19 protein-coding genes are annotated in these 19,049 nt (G+C 66.3%); 12 read left to right on the top strand and 7 right to left on the bottom strand.

Going from position 1 to position 19,049, the window contains the following annotated elements; genetic code table 11:
- The first annotated feature begins 4 nt into the window (after nucleotides 1-4).
- The 7 genes from VE759_RS01755 to VE759_RS01725 are packed head-to-tail and all read left to right on the top strand — an operon-like array spanning nucleotide 5 to nucleotide 7,705.
- The gene (locus VE759_RS01755; RefSeq protein WP_324927659.1) at nucleotides 5-1,057 is read left to right on the top strand and encodes an MCE family protein; all 1,053 of its coding nucleotides are present in this window, start codon (nucleotides 5-7) and stop codon (nucleotides 1,055-1,057) included.
- Nucleotides 1,050-2,093, top strand: a complete 1,044-nt coding sequence (locus VE759_RS01750; protein WP_324927638.1) for an MCE family protein — start codon at nucleotides 1,050-1,052, stop codon at nucleotides 2,091-2,093. Before VE759_RS01755 ends, VE759_RS01750 begins: the two co-directional genes overlap by 8 nt.
- On the top strand, nucleotides 2,090-3,580 hold the full coding sequence (locus tag VE759_RS01745; RefSeq protein WP_324927636.1) for a virulence factor Mce family protein: 1,491 nt from the start codon (nucleotides 2,090-2,092) through the stop codon (nucleotides 3,578-3,580). The genes VE759_RS01750 and VE759_RS01745 overlap by 4 nt, the downstream gene beginning before the upstream one ends.
- Nucleotides 3,577-4,773, top strand: coding sequence for an MCE family protein (locus VE759_RS01740; RefSeq protein WP_324927634.1), 1,197 nt, complete (start codon nucleotides 3,577-3,579; stop codon nucleotides 4,771-4,773). The genes VE759_RS01745 and VE759_RS01740 overlap by 4 nt, the downstream gene beginning before the upstream one ends.
- Nucleotides 4,773-6,518 (top strand): MCE family protein, encoded by a 1,746-nt coding sequence (locus tag VE759_RS01735; protein ID WP_324927632.1) that lies wholly within the window; start codon nucleotides 4,773-4,775, stop codon nucleotides 6,516-6,518. Before VE759_RS01740 ends, VE759_RS01735 begins: the two co-directional genes overlap by 1 nt.
- Nucleotides 6,519-7,205, top strand: a complete 687-nt coding sequence (locus tag VE759_RS01730) for a mammalian cell entry protein (protein WP_324927630.1) — start codon at nucleotides 6,519-6,521, stop codon at nucleotides 7,203-7,205.
- A complete protein-coding gene (locus VE759_RS01725; RefSeq protein WP_324927629.1) occupies nucleotides 7,205-7,705 on the top strand; it encodes a mammalian cell entry protein in 501 nt (166 codons plus the stop codon). The genes VE759_RS01730 and VE759_RS01725 overlap by 1 nt, the downstream gene beginning before the upstream one ends.
- 4 nt (nucleotides 7,706-7,709) lie before the next feature.
- Here VE759_RS01725 and VE759_RS01720 read toward each other — a convergent pair whose 3' ends face one another.
- From VE759_RS01720 to VE759_RS01705, 4 genes are all read right to left on the bottom strand, one after another.
- A complete protein-coding gene (locus VE759_RS01720; protein ID WP_324927627.1) occupies nucleotides 7,710-9,239 on the bottom strand; it encodes a trehalose-6-phosphate synthase in 1,530 nt (509 codons plus the stop codon).
- A complete protein-coding gene (locus VE759_RS01715) occupies nucleotides 9,240-9,404 on the bottom strand; it encodes a hypothetical protein (protein ID WP_324927625.1) in 165 nt (54 codons plus the stop codon).
- A gap of 267 nt (nucleotides 9,405-9,671) precedes the next feature.
- Nucleotides 9,672-10,394 carry a Rieske (2Fe-2S) protein gene (locus VE759_RS01710; protein WP_324927623.1) on the bottom strand — a complete coding sequence of 241 codons (723 nt, stop codon included), beginning with the start codon at nucleotides 10,392-10,394 and terminating at the stop codon, nucleotides 9,672-9,674.
- On the bottom strand, nucleotides 10,391-10,936 hold the full coding sequence (locus tag VE759_RS01705) for an RNA polymerase sigma factor (RefSeq protein WP_324927657.1): 546 nt from the start codon (nucleotides 10,934-10,936) through the stop codon (nucleotides 10,391-10,393). Before VE759_RS01705 ends, VE759_RS01710 begins: the two co-directional genes overlap by 4 nt.
- Nucleotides 10,937-11,165: 229 nt before the next feature.
- On the opposite strand from VE759_RS01705, the gene VE759_RS01700 reads away from it, so the two are divergent.
- Nucleotides 11,166-11,999, top strand: a complete 834-nt coding sequence (locus tag VE759_RS01700; RefSeq protein ID WP_324927621.1) for an SDR family oxidoreductase — start codon at nucleotides 11,166-11,168, stop codon at nucleotides 11,997-11,999.
- Here VE759_RS01700 and VE759_RS01695 read toward each other — a convergent pair.
- Nucleotides 11,996-12,907 carry an NAD(P)-dependent oxidoreductase gene (locus VE759_RS01695; protein ID WP_324927619.1) on the bottom strand — a complete coding sequence of 304 codons (912 nt, stop codon included), beginning with the start codon at nucleotides 12,905-12,907 and terminating at the stop codon, nucleotides 11,996-11,998. The two genes, VE759_RS01700 and VE759_RS01695, sit on opposite strands and share 4 nt — an antisense overlap.
- A gap of 109 nt (nucleotides 12,908-13,016) precedes the next feature.
- Nucleotides 13,017-13,451: a YkvA family protein gene (locus VE759_RS01690; RefSeq protein WP_324927617.1), complete on the bottom strand. Its 435-nt coding sequence runs from the start codon at nucleotides 13,449-13,451 to the stop codon at nucleotides 13,017-13,019.
- 98 nt (nucleotides 13,452-13,549) lie between these two features.
- Between VE759_RS01690 and VE759_RS01685 the strand changes: the two genes are divergently transcribed.
- From VE759_RS01685 to VE759_RS01675, 3 genes are all read left to right on the top strand, one after another.
- Nucleotides 13,550-14,173: a TIGR03085 family metal-binding protein gene (locus VE759_RS01685; RefSeq protein ID WP_324927615.1), complete on the top strand. Its 624-nt coding sequence runs from the start codon at nucleotides 13,550-13,552 to the stop codon at nucleotides 14,171-14,173.
- A 6-nt stretch (nucleotides 14,174-14,179) separates the two neighbouring features.
- The gene (locus tag VE759_RS01680) at nucleotides 14,180-14,926 is read left to right on the top strand and encodes a M15 family metallopeptidase (protein WP_324927613.1); all 747 of its coding nucleotides are present in this window, start codon (nucleotides 14,180-14,182) and stop codon (nucleotides 14,924-14,926) included.
- Nucleotides 14,927-15,217: 291 nt separating this feature from the next.
- Nucleotides 15,218-15,490, top strand: a complete 273-nt coding sequence (locus tag VE759_RS01675) for a DUF2510 domain-containing protein (protein ID WP_324927611.1) — start codon at nucleotides 15,218-15,220, stop codon at nucleotides 15,488-15,490.
- A gap of 14 nt (nucleotides 15,491-15,504) precedes the next feature.
- On the opposite strand, the gene VE759_RS01670 is transcribed toward VE759_RS01675, so the two are convergent.
- A complete protein-coding gene (locus VE759_RS01670; RefSeq protein ID WP_324927610.1) occupies nucleotides 15,505-17,544 on the bottom strand; it encodes a DUF7159 family protein in 2,040 nt (679 codons plus the stop codon).
- 631 nt (nucleotides 17,545-18,175) lie between these two features.
- Between VE759_RS01670 and VE759_RS01665 the strand changes: the two genes are divergently transcribed.
- Complete coding sequence (locus VE759_RS01665; protein ID WP_324927608.1) at nucleotides 18,176-19,018, top strand: DUF1906 domain-containing protein; 843 nt, start codon at nucleotides 18,176-18,178, stop codon at nucleotides 19,016-19,018.
- Nucleotides 19,019-19,049 lie beyond the last annotated feature (31 nt).

Genomic DNA, 19,049 nt, shown 5'->3' with positions numbered 1-19,049 from the left:
GCCGATGAGCCACCGAGCGAACCTGATCAAGGTCATCATCTTCGCGGTGGTGATGGTGCTGGTCGCCGCCGGCCTGGTGGTGATCTTCGGCCAGTTCCGATTCGCGGCGAGCAACGGCTACCACGCGATTTTCTCGGACGCGACCCGGCTCAAGGGCGGCAACGACGTGCGGATCGCCGGCGTGCCGGTCGGCAAAGTCCAGGGCGTCAAGCTGCGGCCCGACAACAGCGTTGACGTCACCTTCTCGGTCGACAAGAAGTACACGATGTACAGCTCGACCCGGGCCTTGATCCGATACCAGAACCTGGTCGGCGATCGCTTCCTGGAGATCGCCTCCGGCCCCGGCGATCTGCGCAAGCTTCCTCCGGGCGGAACGATCGACGAGAAGCACACCGAGCCGGCGTTGGACCTCGACGCGCTGCTGGGCGGCCTGCGGCCGGTGCTGAAAGGCCTAAACGGCGACAAGCTCAACGAGATCAGCAATGCGATCATCGAGCTGTTGCAGGGCCAGGGCGGCGCGCTGTCGGAGCTGCTTGCGACCACCGGATCGTTCACGCAAGCGCTGGCCGACCGCTATCAGGTCATCTCGGACGTCATCCACAACCTGAACGATGTGCTTGGCACCGTCGATTCAAAGAGCGCCCAGTTCAACGCCAGCGTGGATCAACTGCAGAAGCTGATCACCGGTCTGGCGCAGGGACGCGACCCGATCGCCAACGCGATCCCGCCACTGGCCTCGGCCGAGAACGACCTCACCGACATGCTGCAGAAGTCACGACGGCCGCTGCAGGGTGTGCTGGAGAATACCCGGCCATTCGCCACCGAGCTAGACAACCGCAAGGGCGAGATCAACAAGGTGGTCGAACCGCTGGCCGAAAACTACCTGCGACTCAACGCGCTTGGCGCGTACGGGGCGTACTTCAACATCTTCTACTGCTCGGTGCGTATCAAGTTCAATGGACCGTCGAACGGCCTGACGATGTCGGACAGCGACGTTTTGTTCCCGCAGGGCGGACCGCCGGACCCGAGCAAGGGGAGGTGCTCCGAGAATGGATAAGACGATACGCACGGGCATCTTCGGGATCGTGATCGTAGTGTGCATCCTGCTGATGGCGTTCGGTTACAGCAAGTTGCCGTTCTTCCCGCAGGGCAAGCCGTACGAGGCGTTTTTCGCCGACGCCGGCGGCATCTCACCGGGCAGCGACGTCACCGTGTCGGGCATCAGGGTCGGGCGAGTGACCGGGGTCGGGTTGGCCGGCGAGGTCGCCAAGGTCAACTTCACCGTCGACCGCAAGATCCGGGTGGGCGACCAAACGCTGGTGGCGATCAAGACCGACACCATCCTCGGCGAGAAGTCGCTGGCGGTGACACCCCGCGGCGGCGGCTCAACGACGACGATTCCGTTGGGCCGCACCACCACCCCGTACACGCTGAACACCGCGCTGCAGGACCTCGGTCAGAACGCCAGCGAACTGGACACCCAACAGTTCACTCAGGCCTTGCAGGTGCTGACCGATTCGCTGCACGACGCGACGCCGCAACTGCGTCAGGCGCTTGACGGCGTGGCCTCGCTGTCGCGCGCGATCAACGCCAACGACGAGGCGCTGGGCCAGCTGCTGGCGCGGGCCCGGTCGGTCACCAAGGTGCTGGCCGACCGAGCCGGCCAGGTCAACCAGCTCGTCGTCGACGGCAACCAGCTGTTCGCGGCGCTCGACGCACGCCGTGCCGCGCTGAGCAACTTGATCGCGGGCATTGACGATGTGTCGCAACAGATCTCGGGATTCGTGGCCGACAACCGCCGCGAGTTCGGGCCGGCGCTGAGGAAGCTGAACCTGGTGCTGGACAACCTGCTGGAACGCCGGGCGCATATCAGTGAGGCGCTGAAGCGGCTGCCCCCGTACGCCACCGCGCTCGGTGAAGTCGTCGCGTCGGGTCCGGGATTCCACATCAACCTGTACGGCTTGCCGCCGGCGGCCCTCGGCGCGGTGCTGCTGGATACCTACTTCCAGCCGGGCAAGATTCCCGACAGCCTGGCCGACTACCTGCGCGGCTTCATCTCGGAGCGGATGATCATAAGGCCGAAATCGCCATGAGCTCACACGCGGCGGGTCGCGGCAACAGGTGGTTGCGCTACGGCGTCATCACCGCATTGGTGGTGGCCCTGATCGGCGGCATCTACCTGGCCTGGCCCGGGCAGAGCGGCTATAAGGTGATCGGCTACTTCACCTCGGCGGTCGGGCTGTATCCCGGCGATGGCGTCCGGATCGTCGGTGTGCCCGTCGGCTCCATCGAATCGATCGAGCCGCAGGCCAACGCCGTCAAGATCACGATGAGGATGAAGAACGGCGTGAAGGTGCCGGCCGATGCGCGGGCGGTGATCATGGCGCCGAACATCGTTGCCGCCCGGTTCATTCAGCTCAATCCGCCCTACACGCGGGGGCCCGCGCTGGCCGACGGCGCCACCATCGGGCTGGATCGCACGGCCGTGCCGGTGGAGTGGGACGAGGTCAAGACCGAGCTGACCAGGCTTAGCGCCCAGCTCGGCCCGAAGCAGGGCCAGGTGCAGGGTCCGCTCGGCGCGTTCATCAACCAGGCCGCCGACACCTTCGACGGCAACGGCGACTCCTTCCGGCAAGCGTTGCGGGAGTTGTCACAGACCGCCGGCCGGTTGGGTGATTCCCGCACCGACATCTTCGGCACCGTCAAGAACCTGCAGATCCTGGTCAATGCGCTCGCCAACAGCAACGAACAAATCGTGCAGTTCAGCGGTCATCTGGCTGCGGTGTCGCAGGTGCTGGCGGACAGCTCGAGCAACCTCGACTACACCCTGGGCACGCTGAACCAGGCGCTCTCGGACGTGCGGGGCTTCCTGAACCAGAACAACGACGCGTTAATTGGGAATATCAACAAGCTTTCGGATTTCACCAAGATCCTGTCGGATCAAAGCGACGACATCGAACAGCTGCTGCACGTCACCCCGAACGGCCTGGCGAACTTCTACAACATCTACGACCCGGCGCAGGGCTCGGCGACCGGTCTGTTGTCGATCCCCAACTTCGCCAACCCGGTGCAGTTCATCTGCGGCGGCATCTTCGATGGCAGCGGCGGCGCTTTGCCCGAGTACTACAAGCGCAGCGAGATCTGCCGAGAGCGGATGGCTCCGGTGCTGCGGCGGCTCACGATGAACTACCCGCCGTTGCTATTCCACCCGATCAACAGCATCACCGCCTACAAGGGCCAGATCGTCTACGACACGCCTGCCACTGAGGCTAAGGCGCAAACGTATCTGCCGTACCTGCAGTGGATTCCATCGCAGGGCCGCATGCCGCCTCGATCGGGCGAGCCGGTGGATCCCGGTTCGCTGCTGTTACCGCCGAACCCGGTTCCCGGTCCGCCGCCACCGGCACAGCCGTACACCCTCGGTCCGGTGGTACTGCCGCCGGGGCCGGCGGCGCCACCGCCGGGGCCGGCGCCGGGTCCCGCACCGGGTCCGGCACCGGCGGGCTCCGGCCAATATCCGGCCGAGGGCGTGCCGCCGATGCAGCCGGTCGCGCCACAACAACCGGGGCCGAGCCGATGACACCGAAGGCGTTGCCTGCGAGGCTTTCCCGAGCCGGCGTCCGCACCGCGGCCGTAGGATGTGGCGTGGTGCTGCTGGCCGGGTGCCAGTTCGGTGGGCTGAATTCGCTGAACATGCCGGGCACCGCCGGTCACGGCCGGGGCGCCTACTCGATCACGGTGGAGCTGCCGGATGTCGCGACGCTGCCGCAGAACTCACCGGTGATGGTCGACGACGTCACGGTCGGCAGCGTGTCGGGAGTCGACGCGGTGCAGCGCTCCGACGGAAGCTTCTACGCGGCGGTGAAACTTTCACTGGACAACAACGTCAAGCTGCCGGCGAATGCGACCGCGAAGGTCGCGCAGACGTCGTTGTTGGGGTCGCAGCACATCGACCTGTCCGCGCCGGCGGGGCAGCCGCCGGTCGGCCAGCTGCGCGACGGGTCGACGATTCCGCTCAAAAACACCGGCCGCTTCCCGACCACCGAGGAAGTGCTGTCCGCGTTGGGCGTCGTGGTCAACAAGGGCAACCTCGGTGCCGTACAAGACATCACGAACGAGGCGTACGCGGCGGTTGCCACTCGCCACGGCCAATTCCAGGATTTGATTCCCCGGCTCGCCGAGTTGACCTCCCAGCTCAACCAGCAGACCGATGACATCATCGCCGCCGCCGAGGGACTGAACCGCTTCGCCGCGGTGCTGGCGCGCCACAAGGACAGCCTTGGCCGTGCGCTCGACACGCTGCCCGGCGCGCTGCGGGTGCTCAACGACAACCGGGCCAACATCGTCGACGCGTTCGCCTCGCTGGGCAGGCTGGCCACGGTCGCGGCGCGAATCCTGTCGCAGACCAAGGACGATTTCGCCGCGGACTTGAAGGACTTGTACTCGGTGATCAAGCCGCTGAACGACAACCGCGCCGACTTCGTCACCGACCTTGACCTGCTGCCGACGTTCCCGTTCACCACGCAGTATCTGCGGCGTGCGGTGCGCGGTGACTACCTCAATGTGTTCGTCACGTTCGACCTGACGCTGCGCAGGATCGGCGAAACGTTGTTCACCACAGCGTATTTCGATCCAAACATGGCTCGGCTCAACGACGTCGTCAACCCACCGGACTGGCTGGTCGGGGAGATGGCAAACCTGTCGGGTCAGGCGGCCGACCCGTTCAAAATCCCGCCGGGGACCGCGTCGGGTCAGGAGGTGCCGCCGCACTAATGCTGGACCGATTGGCGCGCATCCAACTGTCGATCTTCGCGCTCGTCACGGTGGTCACCGTCGGCGCGATCGCGACGTTCTATCTGCACCTCCCGGCTAGGCTCGGGATCGGCGCCTACAACGTGACCGCGAACTTCGTGGCCGGTGGCGGCCTGTACAAGAACGCCAACGTCGCGTACCGCGGTGTGACCGTCGGGCGGGTCGAGTCGATGTCGCTGACGAACGACGGCGTGGACGCGCACATGCGGCTCAACAGCGAGGTGAAGATTCCCGCGAACGTGACGGCCACCGTGAAGAGCGTCTCGGCGGTTGGCGAGCAGTACGTGGACCTGGTGCCGCCCGACAACCCGGCCAAGGCACCACTTCACAACGGTGACCGCATCGGCCGCGACAGGACCGCGATCGGGCAGGACATCGCGGGCCTGCTGCGTCAAGCAGACGACTTGGTCAGCAGCGTCAACAACACCCGGCTGCAAGACCTACTCCGGGAAACGTTCAAGGCGTTCAACGGCGCGGGACCCGAACTGGCCCGGCTGATCCAGTCCGCGCGGCCGCTGGTTGACGAGGCCAATGCGAGCTGGCCGGAGACCTCCGCGCTGATCGACCAGGTGGGTCCGTTCCTGCAGGCGCAAATTCGCAGCGGCGATGACATCAGGTCGCTGTCCGACGGCCTCGCCCGGTTCACCACCGAACTGCGCGCCGCCGATCCCCAGCTGCGGGCGACGCTGACGGTCGCGCCCGGCGCGATCGACGAAGCCAACACGACGTTCAGCGGCATCCGGCCGTCGTTCCCGGTGCTGGCCGCCAACCTGGCCAACCTGGGCCGGGTGGGCGTGATCTACCACCGGTCCATCGAGCAGGCGCTGGTGATCTTCCCCGCCTTGATGGGCGCCTTGATCACCCTCGGCGGCGGGTCGCCGACCGACGAGGGCGGCAAGCTGGACTTCAAGATCGACTTCGGCGATCCCCCGCCCTGTACGACAGGGTTCGTGCCACCGCCGTTCATCCGGCCTCCGGGCGATCAGACGCTTCGGGACCTGCCGAAGGACATGTACTGCAAGGTGCCGCAGAACGACCCGAGCGCGGTGCGGGGGGCCAGGAACTATCCCTGCCAGGAATTTCCTGGCAAGCGCGCGCCAACCATCCAGCTGTGCCGGGATCCGCGCGGCTACGTCCCCATCGGCAACAACCCGTGGCGCGGGCCGCCGATCCCAACGGGCACACCGGTCGTGGATGGGCGAAACATATTGCCGCCCAATAAGTTTCCCTATATACCGCCGCAGGCAGATCCTGATCCGGGCTACCCGGTTGCGCCGGGAATGCTGCCGCCGGGAATCGCCGGACCCGGTCCCGCGCCACACCAACCATGGCCCGTCGCGCCCCCGCCGAACAACGGTCCGCCGCCGCCTCCGTTGACGGCGTGGATACCGCCGGCGCCGTACCCGGATGCCTGGCCGCCGCCGCCTAACCCGCAACCGCCGCCGCTGACCCCGGGGCCGTACAACCCGGTGGCGCCGCCGCCGGGACCAGCTCCCGCGCCGGCGCCACCGCCGAACCCGGCCGACCTGCCGCCGGCCGATGTCGGCCCGCCGCAAGCCGGTGGGGTGTCGTATGGCACCTATGACCAGCACACGGGCGTCTTCGTCGACCCGAAGGGCGGCACCGGCGTGTACGCTCCGGCTGCAGCCAACATGCGGCCACAGGAGAACTGGCTTGATCTCATGCTCGATCCGAGGCAGGCATAGATGACCTCAACTTCGTCACCGCCCAGGCAGGCGGTCCGCCGCCGCGCGTCTAGGGCCGCCGGGCCGGCCAATGGCAGTGCGGTGGAGACAACTGGCGTCCGACTGGAGTCGCCCCCCGAGGCACCCGCCGGCCGCCCCGCCCGCAAACCGGGACCGCCGCCACGCCGGGCGGCGCACCGGCGAATGGTGGCGATTGCGGCGGTGTTGTTCGGCCTTCTCGCGTCCGTTGCCGTCGCTGTCCCGGTGGTGCTGATGGTGCTCGAGCACAGGCACGCCGCGGCCGCGCAGGACCGAAACCAGCGGTTCGTCGACACCGCCACCCAGACCGTGGTCAACATGTTCAGCTTCAAGCAGAACAACGTCGAGGACAGCGTCAACCGGTTCTACGCCGGCACCAGCGGACCGCTGCGCGACACGCTGAGCCAGGGCCAGAACGTTGAAAATCTGAAGGCCATACTCCGCGACACCGGAGGTAGTTCGGAGGCCGTCATCAATGGCGCCGCGCTGGAGGGCATCGACGGGGTCAGCGACAACGCCTCGGTGCTGGTGTCGGTGCGGGTAACGGTCAGCGACACGAATGGCAACAACAGGCCGTCGCAGGCGTACCGGATGCGGGTGGTCGTGCATGAGGACGAACAGGGCCGGATGACGACCTACGACCTGAAGTATCCCAATGGGGGCAATTGATGCGCCGAGTTGTGCCGGGGCTCGTCACCGCCCTGGCCGTCTTGTTGGCGGTCGCGTTCGTGGGATTGTCGGCGGTCGGCGGATGGTTGTACTGGAACCGCGTCGAGATGCGTGGCGAGCAGGCGTCCCGGGCCGAGCTCGGGCCGCTCGCGCAGAAGCAGATTCCGGCCGTGTTCGGCTACGACTATCAGACCATCGAGCGCAGCCTCACCAACGCCTACGGCATGCTCACGCCTGACTACCGCCACGAGTTCGAGCAGAAGGCAAATACCGAGATCATTCCGCAGGCCCGCGAGCGGCAGGTGGTCAGCCAGGCCAACGTCGTCGGCGTCGGAGTGATGGACGCGCATCGGAACTCGGCGTCGGTGATGGTGTACATCAACCGCACCGTGTCGGATAAAACCAACCGGCAGCAGCCGATCTACGACGGCGCCCGACTGCGCGTGGACTATCGCCGCATAGCGGGCAAGTGGCTGATCAACTACATCACGCCGATCTAAGACGTTACGTTTGCGCGGCCGGTCCCCGCACGGTGTCCGCCTGGCCGATCCCCGCGCGGCGGCTGGCGGCGCCGCCGCTGGCGGCCAACGCGTCGAGGAATGACCGCGCCCAGCGCTCGACGTCGTGGGCGAGCACCTGACGGCGCAGCGCGCGCATCCGCCGGCGGCCCTCCTCGGCCGTCTGGTCCATCGCCGCCTCGATCGCGTCCTTGACACCCTCGAGGTCATGCGGATTAGTTAGATACGCCTGCCTCAATTCCGCTGCCGCCCCGGTGAATTCGCTGAGCACCAGCGCGCCGCCGAGGTCGCTGCGGCACGCGACGTACTCCTTGGCCACCAGGTTCATGCCGTCGCGCAGCGGGGTGACGAGCATGACGTCGGCGGCGACGTAGAACGCGATCAGTTCCTCGCGCGGAACCGGCCGGTGCAGGTAGTGCACGACGGGATGACCCACCTCGGCGTACTCGCCGTTGATGTGACCGACCTGCTGCTCGATGTCGCTGCGCAGCTGCTTGTAGCTCTCGACGCGCTCGCGGCTTGGCGTGGCCAGCTGAACGAGGACGGTGTCGTCGCGCTTGGCGCGACCCTCGGCAAGCAATTCCGAAAACGCCCGCAGCCGCACGTCGATGCCCTTGGTGTAGTCGAGCCGGTCGACACCGAGCAGGATCTTGCGCGGGTTGCCCAGCTCGGCGCGGATCTCGCGGGCGCGCTGGCGGATTTGCCGGTGCCGCGCGGTCTGGTCGAGCGCCGTCGAATCGATGGAAATCGGAAACGCACCGACCGTGACGGTGCGAAAACCGAACTGCGCCTCACCGAAGCGGGACCGCACGCCCACCGAGGCGCGAGAAGTGTTGGCGCCAACCAGCCGCCGGGACAAATAGAGGAAGTTTTGCGCGCCGCCGGGCAGGTGGAAACCGACCAAGTCGGCGCCGAGCAGACCCTCCACAATCTCGGTGCGCCAAGGCATCTGCATGAACAGCTCGACCGGCGGGAACGGAATGTGCAGGAAGAAGCCGATTGTCAGGTCGGGCCGCAGCATCCGCAGCATCTTGGGCACCAGCTGCAGCTGATAGTCCTGCACCCAGATCGTCGCGTTGGGCGCCGCGGCGCGGGCGGTGGCCTCGGCGAAGCGGCGATTCACGTCGACGTAGCGTTCCCACCACGGGCGGTGGTACTGCGGCTTCACGATCACGTCGTGGTACAGCGGCCACAGCGTCGCGTTGGAGAAGCCCTCGTAGTACTCGGCGACGTCCTGCTCGCTCAGCCGCACCGGATACAGGTGCAGTCCCTCTTGTTCGATCGGCTCTTCGTCGCCGTCGGTAATGCCGGGCCAGCCGATCCACGCCCCGCTACGGCGACGCAGCAGCGGTTCCAGTGCGGTGACCAACCCGCCCGGGCTGCGTTTCCAGGTGATGGTGCCATCGGGCAGCCGTTCCATGTCGACCGGCAGCCTGTTGGCCACCACGACGAAATCCGAGCTGCCCTCGATCACCGAGTCCCGGCCGCCGGCCGCCTCGGCACCGCCAGACGGCATCTACGACTCGTTCTTAGCCGGTCCTATGCCGAGCATCGACAAGAAAATCCGGCATTCGTCGGCGTCGGTCGCGTACGCGGCCACCACACGCCTGGCCTGGCGGGCCGTGCTGTCAGCGAGCGGCTCGACATCGTCGATGTCGGCCGGGTTAGATTTCGCGGGCATGGGTCAACTCTAGGGGAAGGCGCAGTCGCGGGGTATGCGCCGCGGCGGTCGCCCTGCTAGGGGTATGCGGGGGGCCGCCACGGGGTTGGACGCGTCGACTGTGAGCCCACGGCGGGCTGCCTCGGCGTGTCGCCGCCGTGACCGCACACTCGACGCCCTGACCGCGCACTCGACGCCCTAGGGGCTTTGCTCGACCTGGGAGCCCGCGTGGGGCACCGGCAAATTGCCCGGACCGTACAGTTGTCCTTCGAGGCAGGCCGCGGTGCGTCAGGCTGGCCGCATCGGCGTGTTGTTCGGCGCAAGCACCTCGATCACACCGTCGCGTTCGCGAACCTCGAACCGCGGCAACGGCTTAGGGACAACTGGCAGCTGGTGTGTGATTACTTGGCCGGTGGGGGAGAACGACGTCGTATGGCACGGACAGCGCAACTGGTCGTCGGCTTGGTCAAACCACAACCGGCAACCTTGATGTGTGCACACGCCCGAGATCGCTTCGGCTTGGCCGTTGACCCGGCGGACGAATCCGGTCACCGAGCCGAGGTCGAACGGGCGCATGACGCCGTCCGGCACCTCGGCGCTGCGCGCCACGGCCAGCCAGCTGCCGTCGTTGGGCACCAGTTCCCCGCCGGACGCCGCGTTTGTGCTGCTTTCGCCGCCGCGCAACACCAGCCGGTCGATGGTCGCCCCCGTGCCACCCGCGGCCACCGCAGCCGCCGCCGCCGCGGACGTGCCGACAATCACCTGTCGGCGGGTGGCATTGAACCTCTTCGGCGGCTCGCCGGTGGCCGGCGCGTCATCCATCTGCGCCGCCAGCCGTCGGTGCAGGTCGGTCAGGAACTCCTGGCTGGGGGCGTCCCCGCCGAGACGGGCGGCGCGCAGATCGATCGCGGTCCGCAGCTGCGCGGCCTCGAAGTCGTCCGGCCGGAAAGGCCTGGGCCGGCGTCCACGCAGCAGGTCGTCGACGCTTCGGCGCAACCCCCGCCCCTTCATCGCTCGTCCTTGTCGTTGACCTGCGCGGCCAGCCGCAGGGCGCGATGCTGCAACACCTTGGCGTTGGTGACGCTCACCCCCAGCTGCGCGGCCGACTCCTTGATCGAACAGCCTTCCAGGAAGCGTAGTTCCAAAATCTTGCGATAGTTGTCCGGCAACGCGTTGAGCACCGAGCGGACACGTTGCGGCGCGGTGCTGATGGCCTCTTCGCTGTCGGGTGCAACTTGACCGAGGTCGTCAATCGACGTTATTTCGCGACCCATGGTTTCGCGCCAGTGCGCGGCGAGCACGGTGCGCGCAGTGGCGCGTAGATAGGCGCGGACCTCGGCGGCGGTTGCCGAGATCCGCAGTGGACGCAGCGCGGCCAGGAACACCTCGGCGGTCAGGTCCTCGGCGTCAGCGCGATTACCGACCCGCGCGAAGATGGTGCGGTACACCCAGGTGGCGTTGTCCTGATACACCGACTCCCAGTCGACGTAGGACCCATCGGCATTCGGCACCGCTCGCAGGTTGCGCCGAGCGACGGGGTCGACTTGCGCCATCACGGGGTTCGCCTGTCCATCCGATCGAGTCTCCTGTTGTTCAATAGTGGACCGGGTTACACCGCGGGTGTGGACCGGGTTTGGTCCTGCGGGTCTGGGCCGGGTTTGCACCGGCGCGTCTGGGCCGGGTTTGCACCGGCGGTGGGGCCGGCAAACATGGGGCCGCCGCAGCCCGGTAACGGCTGGCACGTACGCTGCCAGCGTTCGATCCGACGACCAAAGGTTTGCGATGCGACTGTCTCTGGCTGACCGAACCATACTGATCACCGGCGGTGGCAGCGGAATCGGCAAAGGCGTCGCCGACGCGGTCGTGGCCGCCGGCGGAAATGCGATGCTCGTCGGCCGCAACGCCGACAGGCTGGCCGCGGCCGCCAGCGAGATCGAAGCGAAGGGCGGGTCCGGGTCCGTCCGATACGAACCCGGCGATATCACGAACGAGGACGAGGTCGGCCGCGCGGTCGACGCGGCCACCGCATGGACAGGTCGGCTGCACGGCGTGGTGCACAGTGCGGGTGGTTCGGAAACCATCGGGCCGATCACTCAGATCGACTCGGAGGCGTGGCGGCGCACGGTAGACCTGAACGTCAACGGCACGATGTACGTGCTGAAACACGCTGCCCGGCAACTCGTTCGGAGCGGCGGTGGCTCGTTCGTCGGGATCTCGTCGATCGCTTCGAGCATCACGCATCGCTGGTTCGGTGCGTACGGGCCGACCAAGTCGGCCATCGACAACATGTTGATGGTGGCCGCCGATGAGCTCGGCGCGTCATGGGTTCGGGTCAACGGAATCCGGCCGGGGCTCACCCGCACGAATCTCGTCGCGCCGGTGATGCAGACACCGGCGGTGCGCGACGACTATCAGATCAATACGCCGCTGCCGCGTGCCGGTGAGGTCGAGGACATTGCGGCGCTATCGGTGTTTCTGCTCAGCGACGCGGCGAGCTGGATCACCGGTCAGATCATCAACGTGGACGGCGGTCAGGGATTGCGCCGCGGTCCGGATTTCAGCGCGATGCTGGAACCGATGTTCGGGGCCGACGGTCTCCGTGGCGTGGTCGGCTAGCCTCTCTTGAGGCTCGCCGCGCCGGTGAGGCTCGCGGTGCCGGCCTCCCAGGCGGGAAGCACGCCGAGGGCCGACCAATCCAGGTGCTCGCCGCCGTTCGCCAACAGCGTCAGGAAGCGATCACGCACCAGGCTCGCGATCGGCAAGGGCACCCGCAGCTGTTCGGCGGCCTCGAGCGCAAGCCGAATGTCTTTCTGTCCGAGCGGCGCCGCGAAGCCCGGCGGTTCGAATTTCTCGCTGGCGATCAATCCGCCGTAGGTCTTGTACACCGGCGCGTTGAACAGCGTCGAAGTGAGGAGCTCGAGATATTGGTGCTTGTCGACGCCGCCCTTGGCGACCAACGCCATCGCCTCCCCGACCGACTCGATCACCGTGGCGATCAGGAAGTTGCCGCTCAGCTTGACGAGGTTGGCGGTGTGCGGCGTCTCGGACACGGTGAAGGTGCGTTGGCCGATCGCATCGAGAAGCGGACCGACGTGCCTAATGGAATCCGGATCCCCGGCAGCGACCACGAAGAGCTTCGCGGCCGCGGCGGCGTCGGGGCGGCCGAATACCGGTGCGGCGACGAATTTTTGGCTCGCGCCGATGTGGGCGTCGGTCAACCGCTCGGACAGCGCGACGCTAATCGTGCTCGATGAGACGTGGGTGCCGCCCTCGCGCAGTGACGCCAGGATCCCGTGGTCGCCGAACGTCACACCGGCGACCGCGTCGTCGTCGGCGAGCATCGTGAACACGACCTCGCCGCGGCACGCGTCGGCCACGGAACCGGCGGCCTCGGCGCCCTGCGCGACCAAGGGCTTTGCTTTGTCCGGCGACCGGTTGTAGACGGTGACGTGATGACCCGCATTCAGCAGGCTTGCGGCCATTCCCGCGCCCATTTGACCGAGTCCGATAAAACCGATGTCCATGAGTTCCACCTTTATGCATGTGCGGTACGCCTGTGTGGCCGTGGGCCGTTTGGCCGTGGGCCGTGGGGCCGATGCACCCGCCTTGACTTAACCCCGAAATCACAGTTTTTCAGCCAGCTGTTTCCGATTTGCCCGGTTTCGGCAGCCGGCACAGCCGTCGCACGGCCGCCAGTCCGTCGGGTGTGCCCGGCCAATGCTTGGCCAGCGCCTCGGGCCCGGCGGCCCGGGTGACGAACCGCAGCCCGATGGCGACGACGATCGCGTCGTCGGCGAAGCCGATCACGGGGATGAAGTCGGGAATGATGTCGATCGGCAGCGCCAGATAGACCAGTACCAGTGCTAAACCGATGCGGACGCCGCGCGGGGTTTCCGCATCGGTGGCCAGCCGCTTGAGTAGTCGAACCACGTCGGGCAGCAGGCGAGCGGCCTCGCGCAGGCTGAGTCCATTTGGTTTACCGACCCACAGGGCGACGATGAGCGCGAGCCAGATCAGCGCGATGCCGCCGGCGATGCCGACGAGGATCGACCACCAACCGGACGACATGCGCATCACCTCGACTCGTGGTCGTTCGAGGATCCATCGTGGCCCAAGAGGGCCCAAGAGGTAGGAACATATCGCGGCTAGGAACATATCGTGGTGGGATGACCGCATCCGCACGTGAACGGGGCGCGCTCGTCGAGACATTCAACGCGATTGGGCCGGACGCGCCCACCCTGTGCGGGAAGTGGACGACGCGAGATCTGGCAGCCCATTTGGTCGTGCGCGAACGCCGGCCGGATGCGGCGATCGGGATCGCGGTTCCGGCCCTGGCCGGGTATACAGACCGACTGCAGAAGAGCCTGGCTACCTCCACCGATTGGGAGGACCTGGTGCATATGGTCGCGATGGGACCGCCGATCTATTCACCGTTCAAACTGCTCGACCCGCTGGTGAACGTCGGCGAGATGTTCATCCACCACGAGGACGTCAGGCGCGCCCAGCCCGATTGGCAGCCGCGCGCGTTGGAGGCGAGCCTGATCTCCGCCGTGCGGCGGGGATTGCCGTTGATGAGCCGAATGATGTTGGCCCGGGCGCCGGCGCGGGTGAGGCTGCGTGATTCCGACGGTGCGACGGTCGCGACGATCGGTCGGGGTCCTGAGGTCGTCATCACCGGGGAGGCGCCGGAGTTGCTTTTGTTCGTGTCGGGCCGGGATGCGGTTCGCCTTGAATTCGCGGGCGACGCGGAGACGATCGCCGGGATTCGGGCGGCGCGCCGAGGGCTGTAGGTCAACATGTCACGGCTTTTTGTCGGGCTCTGCGTCGTGGCGTGCAGCACCGCCTGCGGCGTCGGCGGAGTGGCTCCCGCACCGCATGCTACGGCGCCCCGCGTAACAGCTGCCGCAACCACCACGGCATCCAGCGCCGACGCGCCGCCGGTCTCCGCCCAGGCGCGCGCGGCGGGCCTGGTCGACGTGCGCACCGTGGTTCCCGACGCGATCATCGACCTGCGCTATGCGACGCCGAACAATTTCGTGGGCGTCCCGTTATATCCGCCCGACGCCCGCTGTCTCGTGCACGAATCGATGGCCGCCGGTCTCGGAGCAGGCGCGGATGCACTACGGCGGCAGGGAAACGTGCTCGTCTTCTGGGACTGTTATCGGCCGCACGACGTCCAGGTCAGGATGTTCAACGCGGTCCCAGACCCGAATTGGGTGGCGCGGCCCGGCCCGTATGCGCGCAGCCACGAGTCGGGGCGCTCTGTCGACGTGACAATCGCAAGTGTGCAAGGTCAGTGTGCCCCGGCCCAGCAGGTTGGCGGCCGGTGCCTCGTCGACATGGGTACCGACTTCGATGACTTCACGTCCCGAGGTCTCGCATACGCCACCGAGGGAGTCAGCGCCGACGCGCAAGCCAACCGGGCACGGCTGCGTGCGGCCATGAGCTCCGGTGGGTTGACGGTGTACTCGGGCGAGTGGTGGCATTTCGACGGCCCGGGCGCCTATGTTGAGCGCCCGATTCTCGACGTCCCGGTCAACTAAGGCCGAAGCAACCTAAAGAACGCCGCCGCGGGTACCCACAGGCGAGGGGCAAGCGGACGAACGTTTCGACGAAATGGCCCACCCGCAACAACGGATGGCCGACGTGGCCTGCGTCTTTGCTGTCCGTCTTTGTCACGTCAAAGCACCTTCACGTTTGAATCGCGGCGACGAGGGTATTACGACCACGGCATTGGACACTGACGTTCTCCGAATATGGAGCTTGCAAAGTACACGGCGGACTAGCCGTGGTCTGCCGAACACACTTCGACCACACGAGAAAGAGGTGTCACGATGACCAGCGTTTTCAACTCGCTCAATTCACTGATCTGGCTGCTAATCCTCATCCTCGTCATAGCCGCGATCGTGACGGTTGTGCGAGCTGTGTTGGCGCCGAGGGCCGAGGAGCCATACCGGGAACGGCGCGTCGCGCAACGGCCCGTCGTGCAACAGCCCATGGCGACGAGCGGTTTAGCGCCCGGATGGTACCCAGACCAGAACGACGCGACGTTGATGCGTTATTTCGATGGTCGGGGTTGGACTTCATCGACTGAGCCGCGTATCTGATCGTGGGACGGGTGTTAGTGAGCTGAGGGCCACCACGGAGGCCGATGCCCACTATCCGAAGACCCTCCTGGCGCCATGCCACCCGACGGTTCCCCGGCTGAACTGACTGTGCCGGAACGGCTTGGGGGACTTGGCAGTTGGCTCCCGGGCAGTTGTTGTGACGGCGGGGCCTGCTGTAGTGGCGTCGGCGGAGCCTGATGTAGTAGCGGCGGCGTCGGCTGCAGCGGCGGCCAAGGCGGCATCTGTTGCGGCGGCGCGGCCGGTGGGCTCTGCAGTGGTGGGTTTTGGAGGGGCGGGCTTAGCAACGTCGGTGGCTGCCACCGCGGCACTTGTTGCGGCGGCGCGGCCGGTGGGTTCTGCAGTGGCGGGTTCTGCAGAGGCGGGCTTAGCCGCGTCGGGTCTTGCAGCGTCGGGTTTGGCAGTGGTGGGCTTAGCAGGGTCGGTGGCTGCCACCGCGGCAATTGTTGCGGCGGCGCAACCGGCGGGCTCTGCAGCCACGGGGGCAGCTGCTGTGGCGGGGCAGCGAGCGGCGGTTGAAACGACGGCGGCTGCTGCGCCGTAGGGCGCACCACGGGCGCGAACGTTATTTGCGGCAGCACGACCGCTGGTGGCGGCACCGGGGAAAGTGCCACCGGCGGGCTTGCCACGGCAGCGGGCGGGGTTGGTACCGCCACCGGCGGCCCTAATACGGCAGCCGGCGGCGTTGGTACCTCAGCGGCAGGGGAGGCGACTGGAACCGCGGCGGGTGCGGAGGCCTGCTCGTGCGTAGCGGCGGCAAGTGCCGGATCTGCGGGCGCTGAAGCGGCGGGTGCGGGCGCCGACAGCTGGGGCGCGAGGGCCTGCGCTTTCACAACCGGGGCCTCAGCCTCAGTTTGCGGAGCCGCCTGGGTAGCAGGCGAGCTGGCATTGATGACGGGCAGGTCAGCGCCGTGCTGATCGTATTGTGCCGCAGGCTGGTTCGGCACCGGAGTCGCAACCTGTGGAGCAGGGGGTGCCGGGGCTGCGTTGCCCGACGGGTTTGCCGTCTCGAACGGGGCCGCGCGTTCCGCGGCGGTCGGCTGGATGCGGACGGCGACCAACATGACCAAGACGACGACGGTGAATACAAACATCAGTGCCAGTGAGCTGCTCGCAGGCAGCAACCCCTTGCGGCCTTCGTGCGGATGGCGCGACGTCTCGGCGCTGCCGGTGGCGTCACCGTCGTCGAGGCCCCGGGTGTTGCTAAAGGTGCTGGAGTGGCCGAAGATCGAGGACAGAGTCGGGACATCGGCGAGCCGCATGGGACCCGTGGACGCCCCGGCGTTGCCCTGCGACGTTCGCATATATGTGGCGCCGTCGGGGTCTTGGGCATATGCGAGTGCGGCCGTGGACGCCTCGTATCGGGCCGCATTGGCCGACGCAAGTGCGGCGCCTCGGGCCAGCGCCAAATCCGGGTCCTCCGGAGCACTGATGGTTAACGATGCAACGGCCTCAAGATGTGACTTCAGTGAGGTGATGTCTACGTCGGAACCCACAATGAACACCCCTTGCGGGCGTGCCTCCTGTGCTTCGAGGGTCGAGACCATTTCTGTCGCTACCTCGTGGGCAGCCGAGTCATGCGCGGCTCGGGTGAGCACCGTGGTGATCGACCCTACGGCGGTGTCGATCGTCGACAGTGTCGCGGTTTCCCGTTCGACGAAGATCAGCGCTGTCTTGTCGTAGCCCAATGCTTCGCCAGCGGCTTGGGTCAGCGCGCCTGCCGCCTGCAGCTCGGATAACAACACGGCGTCTTCCAGGCCTCGGGCCGCCAGGCTGTCGCGCAAATTTGCGGGTCTGGCGTAGCCGCTCCAGGTCAGCCCGATGGCTACGACCTCATGACCTGCGGCGACCGCCATTTCCTTGGCTCGCAGTACCGCGGCGGCTGCCTGTTCCGATGGGCTTGAAGTGAGGGCGCTCTCGTTTGCGGCTATTTCGAGGACGTCGTCATCAACCATGATGCCGTCAGCTTTTTCGCCTTCGATCAGGACCATCCGGATGGTTTTCGGTGTCGTCGACACACCCAGCACGATGTCCATAACGCCTCCAGAAACTTCTGGTAGCTTCTCATTCGATTCGAAGGCCGCCACCGCCCGGCAAGCCATCAATTCGATGAAGTTATGTGCGGGAAACAACGGCGCAGCGCCAATTGAACTCGCTGGTTAGACACTCTACGCGCATGCTGCCATCCGCATCGATAGAACGAATCGCGAATTTTCGGCTGCGCCGTAGGTTGTGGCGACCTCGCCGCAGAAACTTTCATTAACATTCACCACGATGCCGTCCGTCGGAACGTGTACGTCGCCGGGGCGGCACGCTGAGCAATCTGGCACTCGACCTTCTGGCCGCGGCACTCGATCGCCGGTCCAGTGACTGTAATCCACCGCCGCATGGATGCCCTCAACGCGGGCGGCGGGGTCTTCGAGATGGTGCGGGTCGCCGCCGCGGGCTCCCTGATAAGACGCGTCGAAAGCTAGCGTCACAAACCCCTGGTCGGTCGAGCACATCCGGCAAGTTCTGTTCCGACTCATGAGGACCAGTCAAACGTCCGTACCGGTCAAAAACAGGACTTGGTGCTTTGACTCGCGGCGAAAACGTGCACGGGGAACACGGTGTCGCCGAATGTTTGGGCCAGGAACGGGCGTTGCGCAATGTTGTTACCATCACGCGGTGCACGATTCGCCCGGGCCATGTGTACGCGGACCGCGATCTGTTTCAAGACGCGAGGTCCTCAAATATGCTGTTTCCGCACCTGTTCTACTGAGCCTAGGGACGCTGGTTGCGACACTCGACGGGCAGAAGGCATCCGCTGCCAACATTAGGCTGATCGACTTTGCAGAGCGGATTATCCCGCCGGATGAGATCAAATCGGCAGGCTATGGCGGGGTGGTGGTTTATGTATCCGAGTCGCGGCCGGGCGCGAACTTCGAGGCAAAGCCCATCACCCGCGAGTATGCGGATGCGCTTCGCGCCGCGGGCCTTGCAATCGTCAGTAACTACCAGTACGGCAAGCCCGGTTGGTCCGCGCCGTCGGATTACACCCGCGGATACGACGGCGGCGTGGCAGACGCGCAGACAGCGCTGCGGCTGCACGCTGCGGCTGGAGGTGGGGATTCGGCGCCGATCTTCTTCAGTGTCGACGAGGACATCGACCTCAATACCTGGAAAAGCGTTGCCGTCGAGTGGTTTCGAGGAATCAATTCGGTACTGGGAGTAGACCGCACCGGCATCTATGGGCATTCGCGGGCGTGTTCGTGGGCGATCGGAGACGGCGTGATTGGGCGTTCGACCACTGCAGGGCACTTGTGGGCGTGGCAGACGAGTTCGTGGTCCCATGGTGAGCGCGTGCCCATGGCGGTGCTTTATCAGTATGTCGTCAACAGCCCGTCGAGCCCGGGGCCCCTCCTGGGAGGTATACACGTGGATGTTGACGAAATCCTTGCGACCGATTACGGGCAATGGGATTTTGATCGATGCTCTGTTGGTTGCGGGCCGGGCATGTCAAGGCGCTGAAACGCATAGGCGTTCATCTGGGAGCCGGAAA

Origin of the sequence: Mycobacterium sp. (genome assembly GCF_035640695.1) — a bacterium.
Classification (GTDB): Bacteria; Actinomycetota; Actinomycetes; order Mycobacteriales; family Mycobacteriaceae; genus Mycobacterium.
The sequence above is the reverse complement of the archived record's forward strand: the minus strand, read 5'-3'. Positions and strand labels throughout refer to the sequence as shown.

What these genes read in the sequence shown, in the direction of transcription:
- VE759_RS01755 (WP_324927659.1), top strand. Translation starts at nt 5, where the DNA reads ATGAGCCACCGAGCGAACCTGATCAAGGTCATCATCTTCGCGGTGGTG.
- VE759_RS01750 (WP_324927638.1), top strand. Translation starts at nt 1,050, where the DNA reads ATGGATAAGACGATACGCACGGGCATCTTCGGGATCGTGATCGTAGTG.
- VE759_RS01745 (WP_324927636.1), top strand. Translation starts at nt 2,090, where the DNA reads ATGAGCTCACACGCGGCGGGTCGCGGCAACAGGTGGTTGCGCTACGGC.
- VE759_RS01740 (WP_324927634.1), top strand. Translation starts at nt 3,577, where the DNA reads ATGACACCGAAGGCGTTGCCTGCGAGGCTTTCCCGAGCCGGCGTCCGC.
- VE759_RS01735 (WP_324927632.1), top strand. Translation starts at nt 4,773, where the DNA reads ATGCTGGACCGATTGGCGCGCATCCAACTGTCGATCTTCGCGCTCGTC.
- VE759_RS01730 (WP_324927630.1), top strand. Translation starts at nt 6,519, where the DNA reads ATGACCTCAACTTCGTCACCGCCCAGGCAGGCGGTCCGCCGCCGCGCG.
- VE759_RS01725 (WP_324927629.1), top strand. Translation starts at nt 7,205, where the DNA reads ATGCGCCGAGTTGTGCCGGGGCTCGTCACCGCCCTGGCCGTCTTGTTG.
- VE759_RS01720 (WP_324927627.1), bottom strand. Translation starts at nt 9,239, where the DNA reads ATGCCGTCTGGCGGTGCCGAGGCGGCCGGCGGCCGGGACTCGGTGATC.
- VE759_RS01715 (WP_324927625.1), bottom strand. Translation starts at nt 9,404, where the DNA reads ATGCCCGCGAAATCTAACCCGGCCGACATCGACGATGTCGAGCCGCTC.
- VE759_RS01710 (WP_324927623.1), bottom strand. Translation starts at nt 10,394, where the DNA reads ATGAAGGGGCGGGGGTTGCGCCGAAGCGTCGACGACCTGCTGCGTGGA.
- VE759_RS01705 (WP_324927657.1), bottom strand. Translation starts at nt 10,936, where the DNA reads ATGGCGCAAGTCGACCCCGTCGCTCGGCGCAACCTGCGAGCGGTGCCG.
- VE759_RS01700 (WP_324927621.1), top strand. Translation starts at nt 11,166, where the DNA reads ATGCGACTGTCTCTGGCTGACCGAACCATACTGATCACCGGCGGTGGC.
- VE759_RS01695 (WP_324927619.1), bottom strand. Translation starts at nt 12,907, where the DNA reads ATGGACATCGGTTTTATCGGACTCGGTCAAATGGGCGCGGGAATGGCC.
- VE759_RS01690 (WP_324927617.1), bottom strand. Translation starts at nt 13,451, where the DNA reads ATGTCGTCCGGTTGGTGGTCGATCCTCGTCGGCATCGCCGGCGGCATC.
- VE759_RS01685 (WP_324927615.1), top strand. Translation starts at nt 13,550, where the DNA reads ATGACCGCATCCGCACGTGAACGGGGCGCGCTCGTCGAGACATTCAAC.
- VE759_RS01680 (WP_324927613.1), top strand. Translation starts at nt 14,180, where the DNA reads ATGTCACGGCTTTTTGTCGGGCTCTGCGTCGTGGCGTGCAGCACCGCC.
- VE759_RS01675 (WP_324927611.1), top strand. Translation starts at nt 15,218, where the DNA reads ATGACCAGCGTTTTCAACTCGCTCAATTCACTGATCTGGCTGCTAATC.
- VE759_RS01670 (WP_324927610.1), bottom strand. Translation starts at nt 17,544, where the DNA reads ATGGACATCGTGCTGGGTGTGTCGACGACACCGAAAACCATCCGGATG.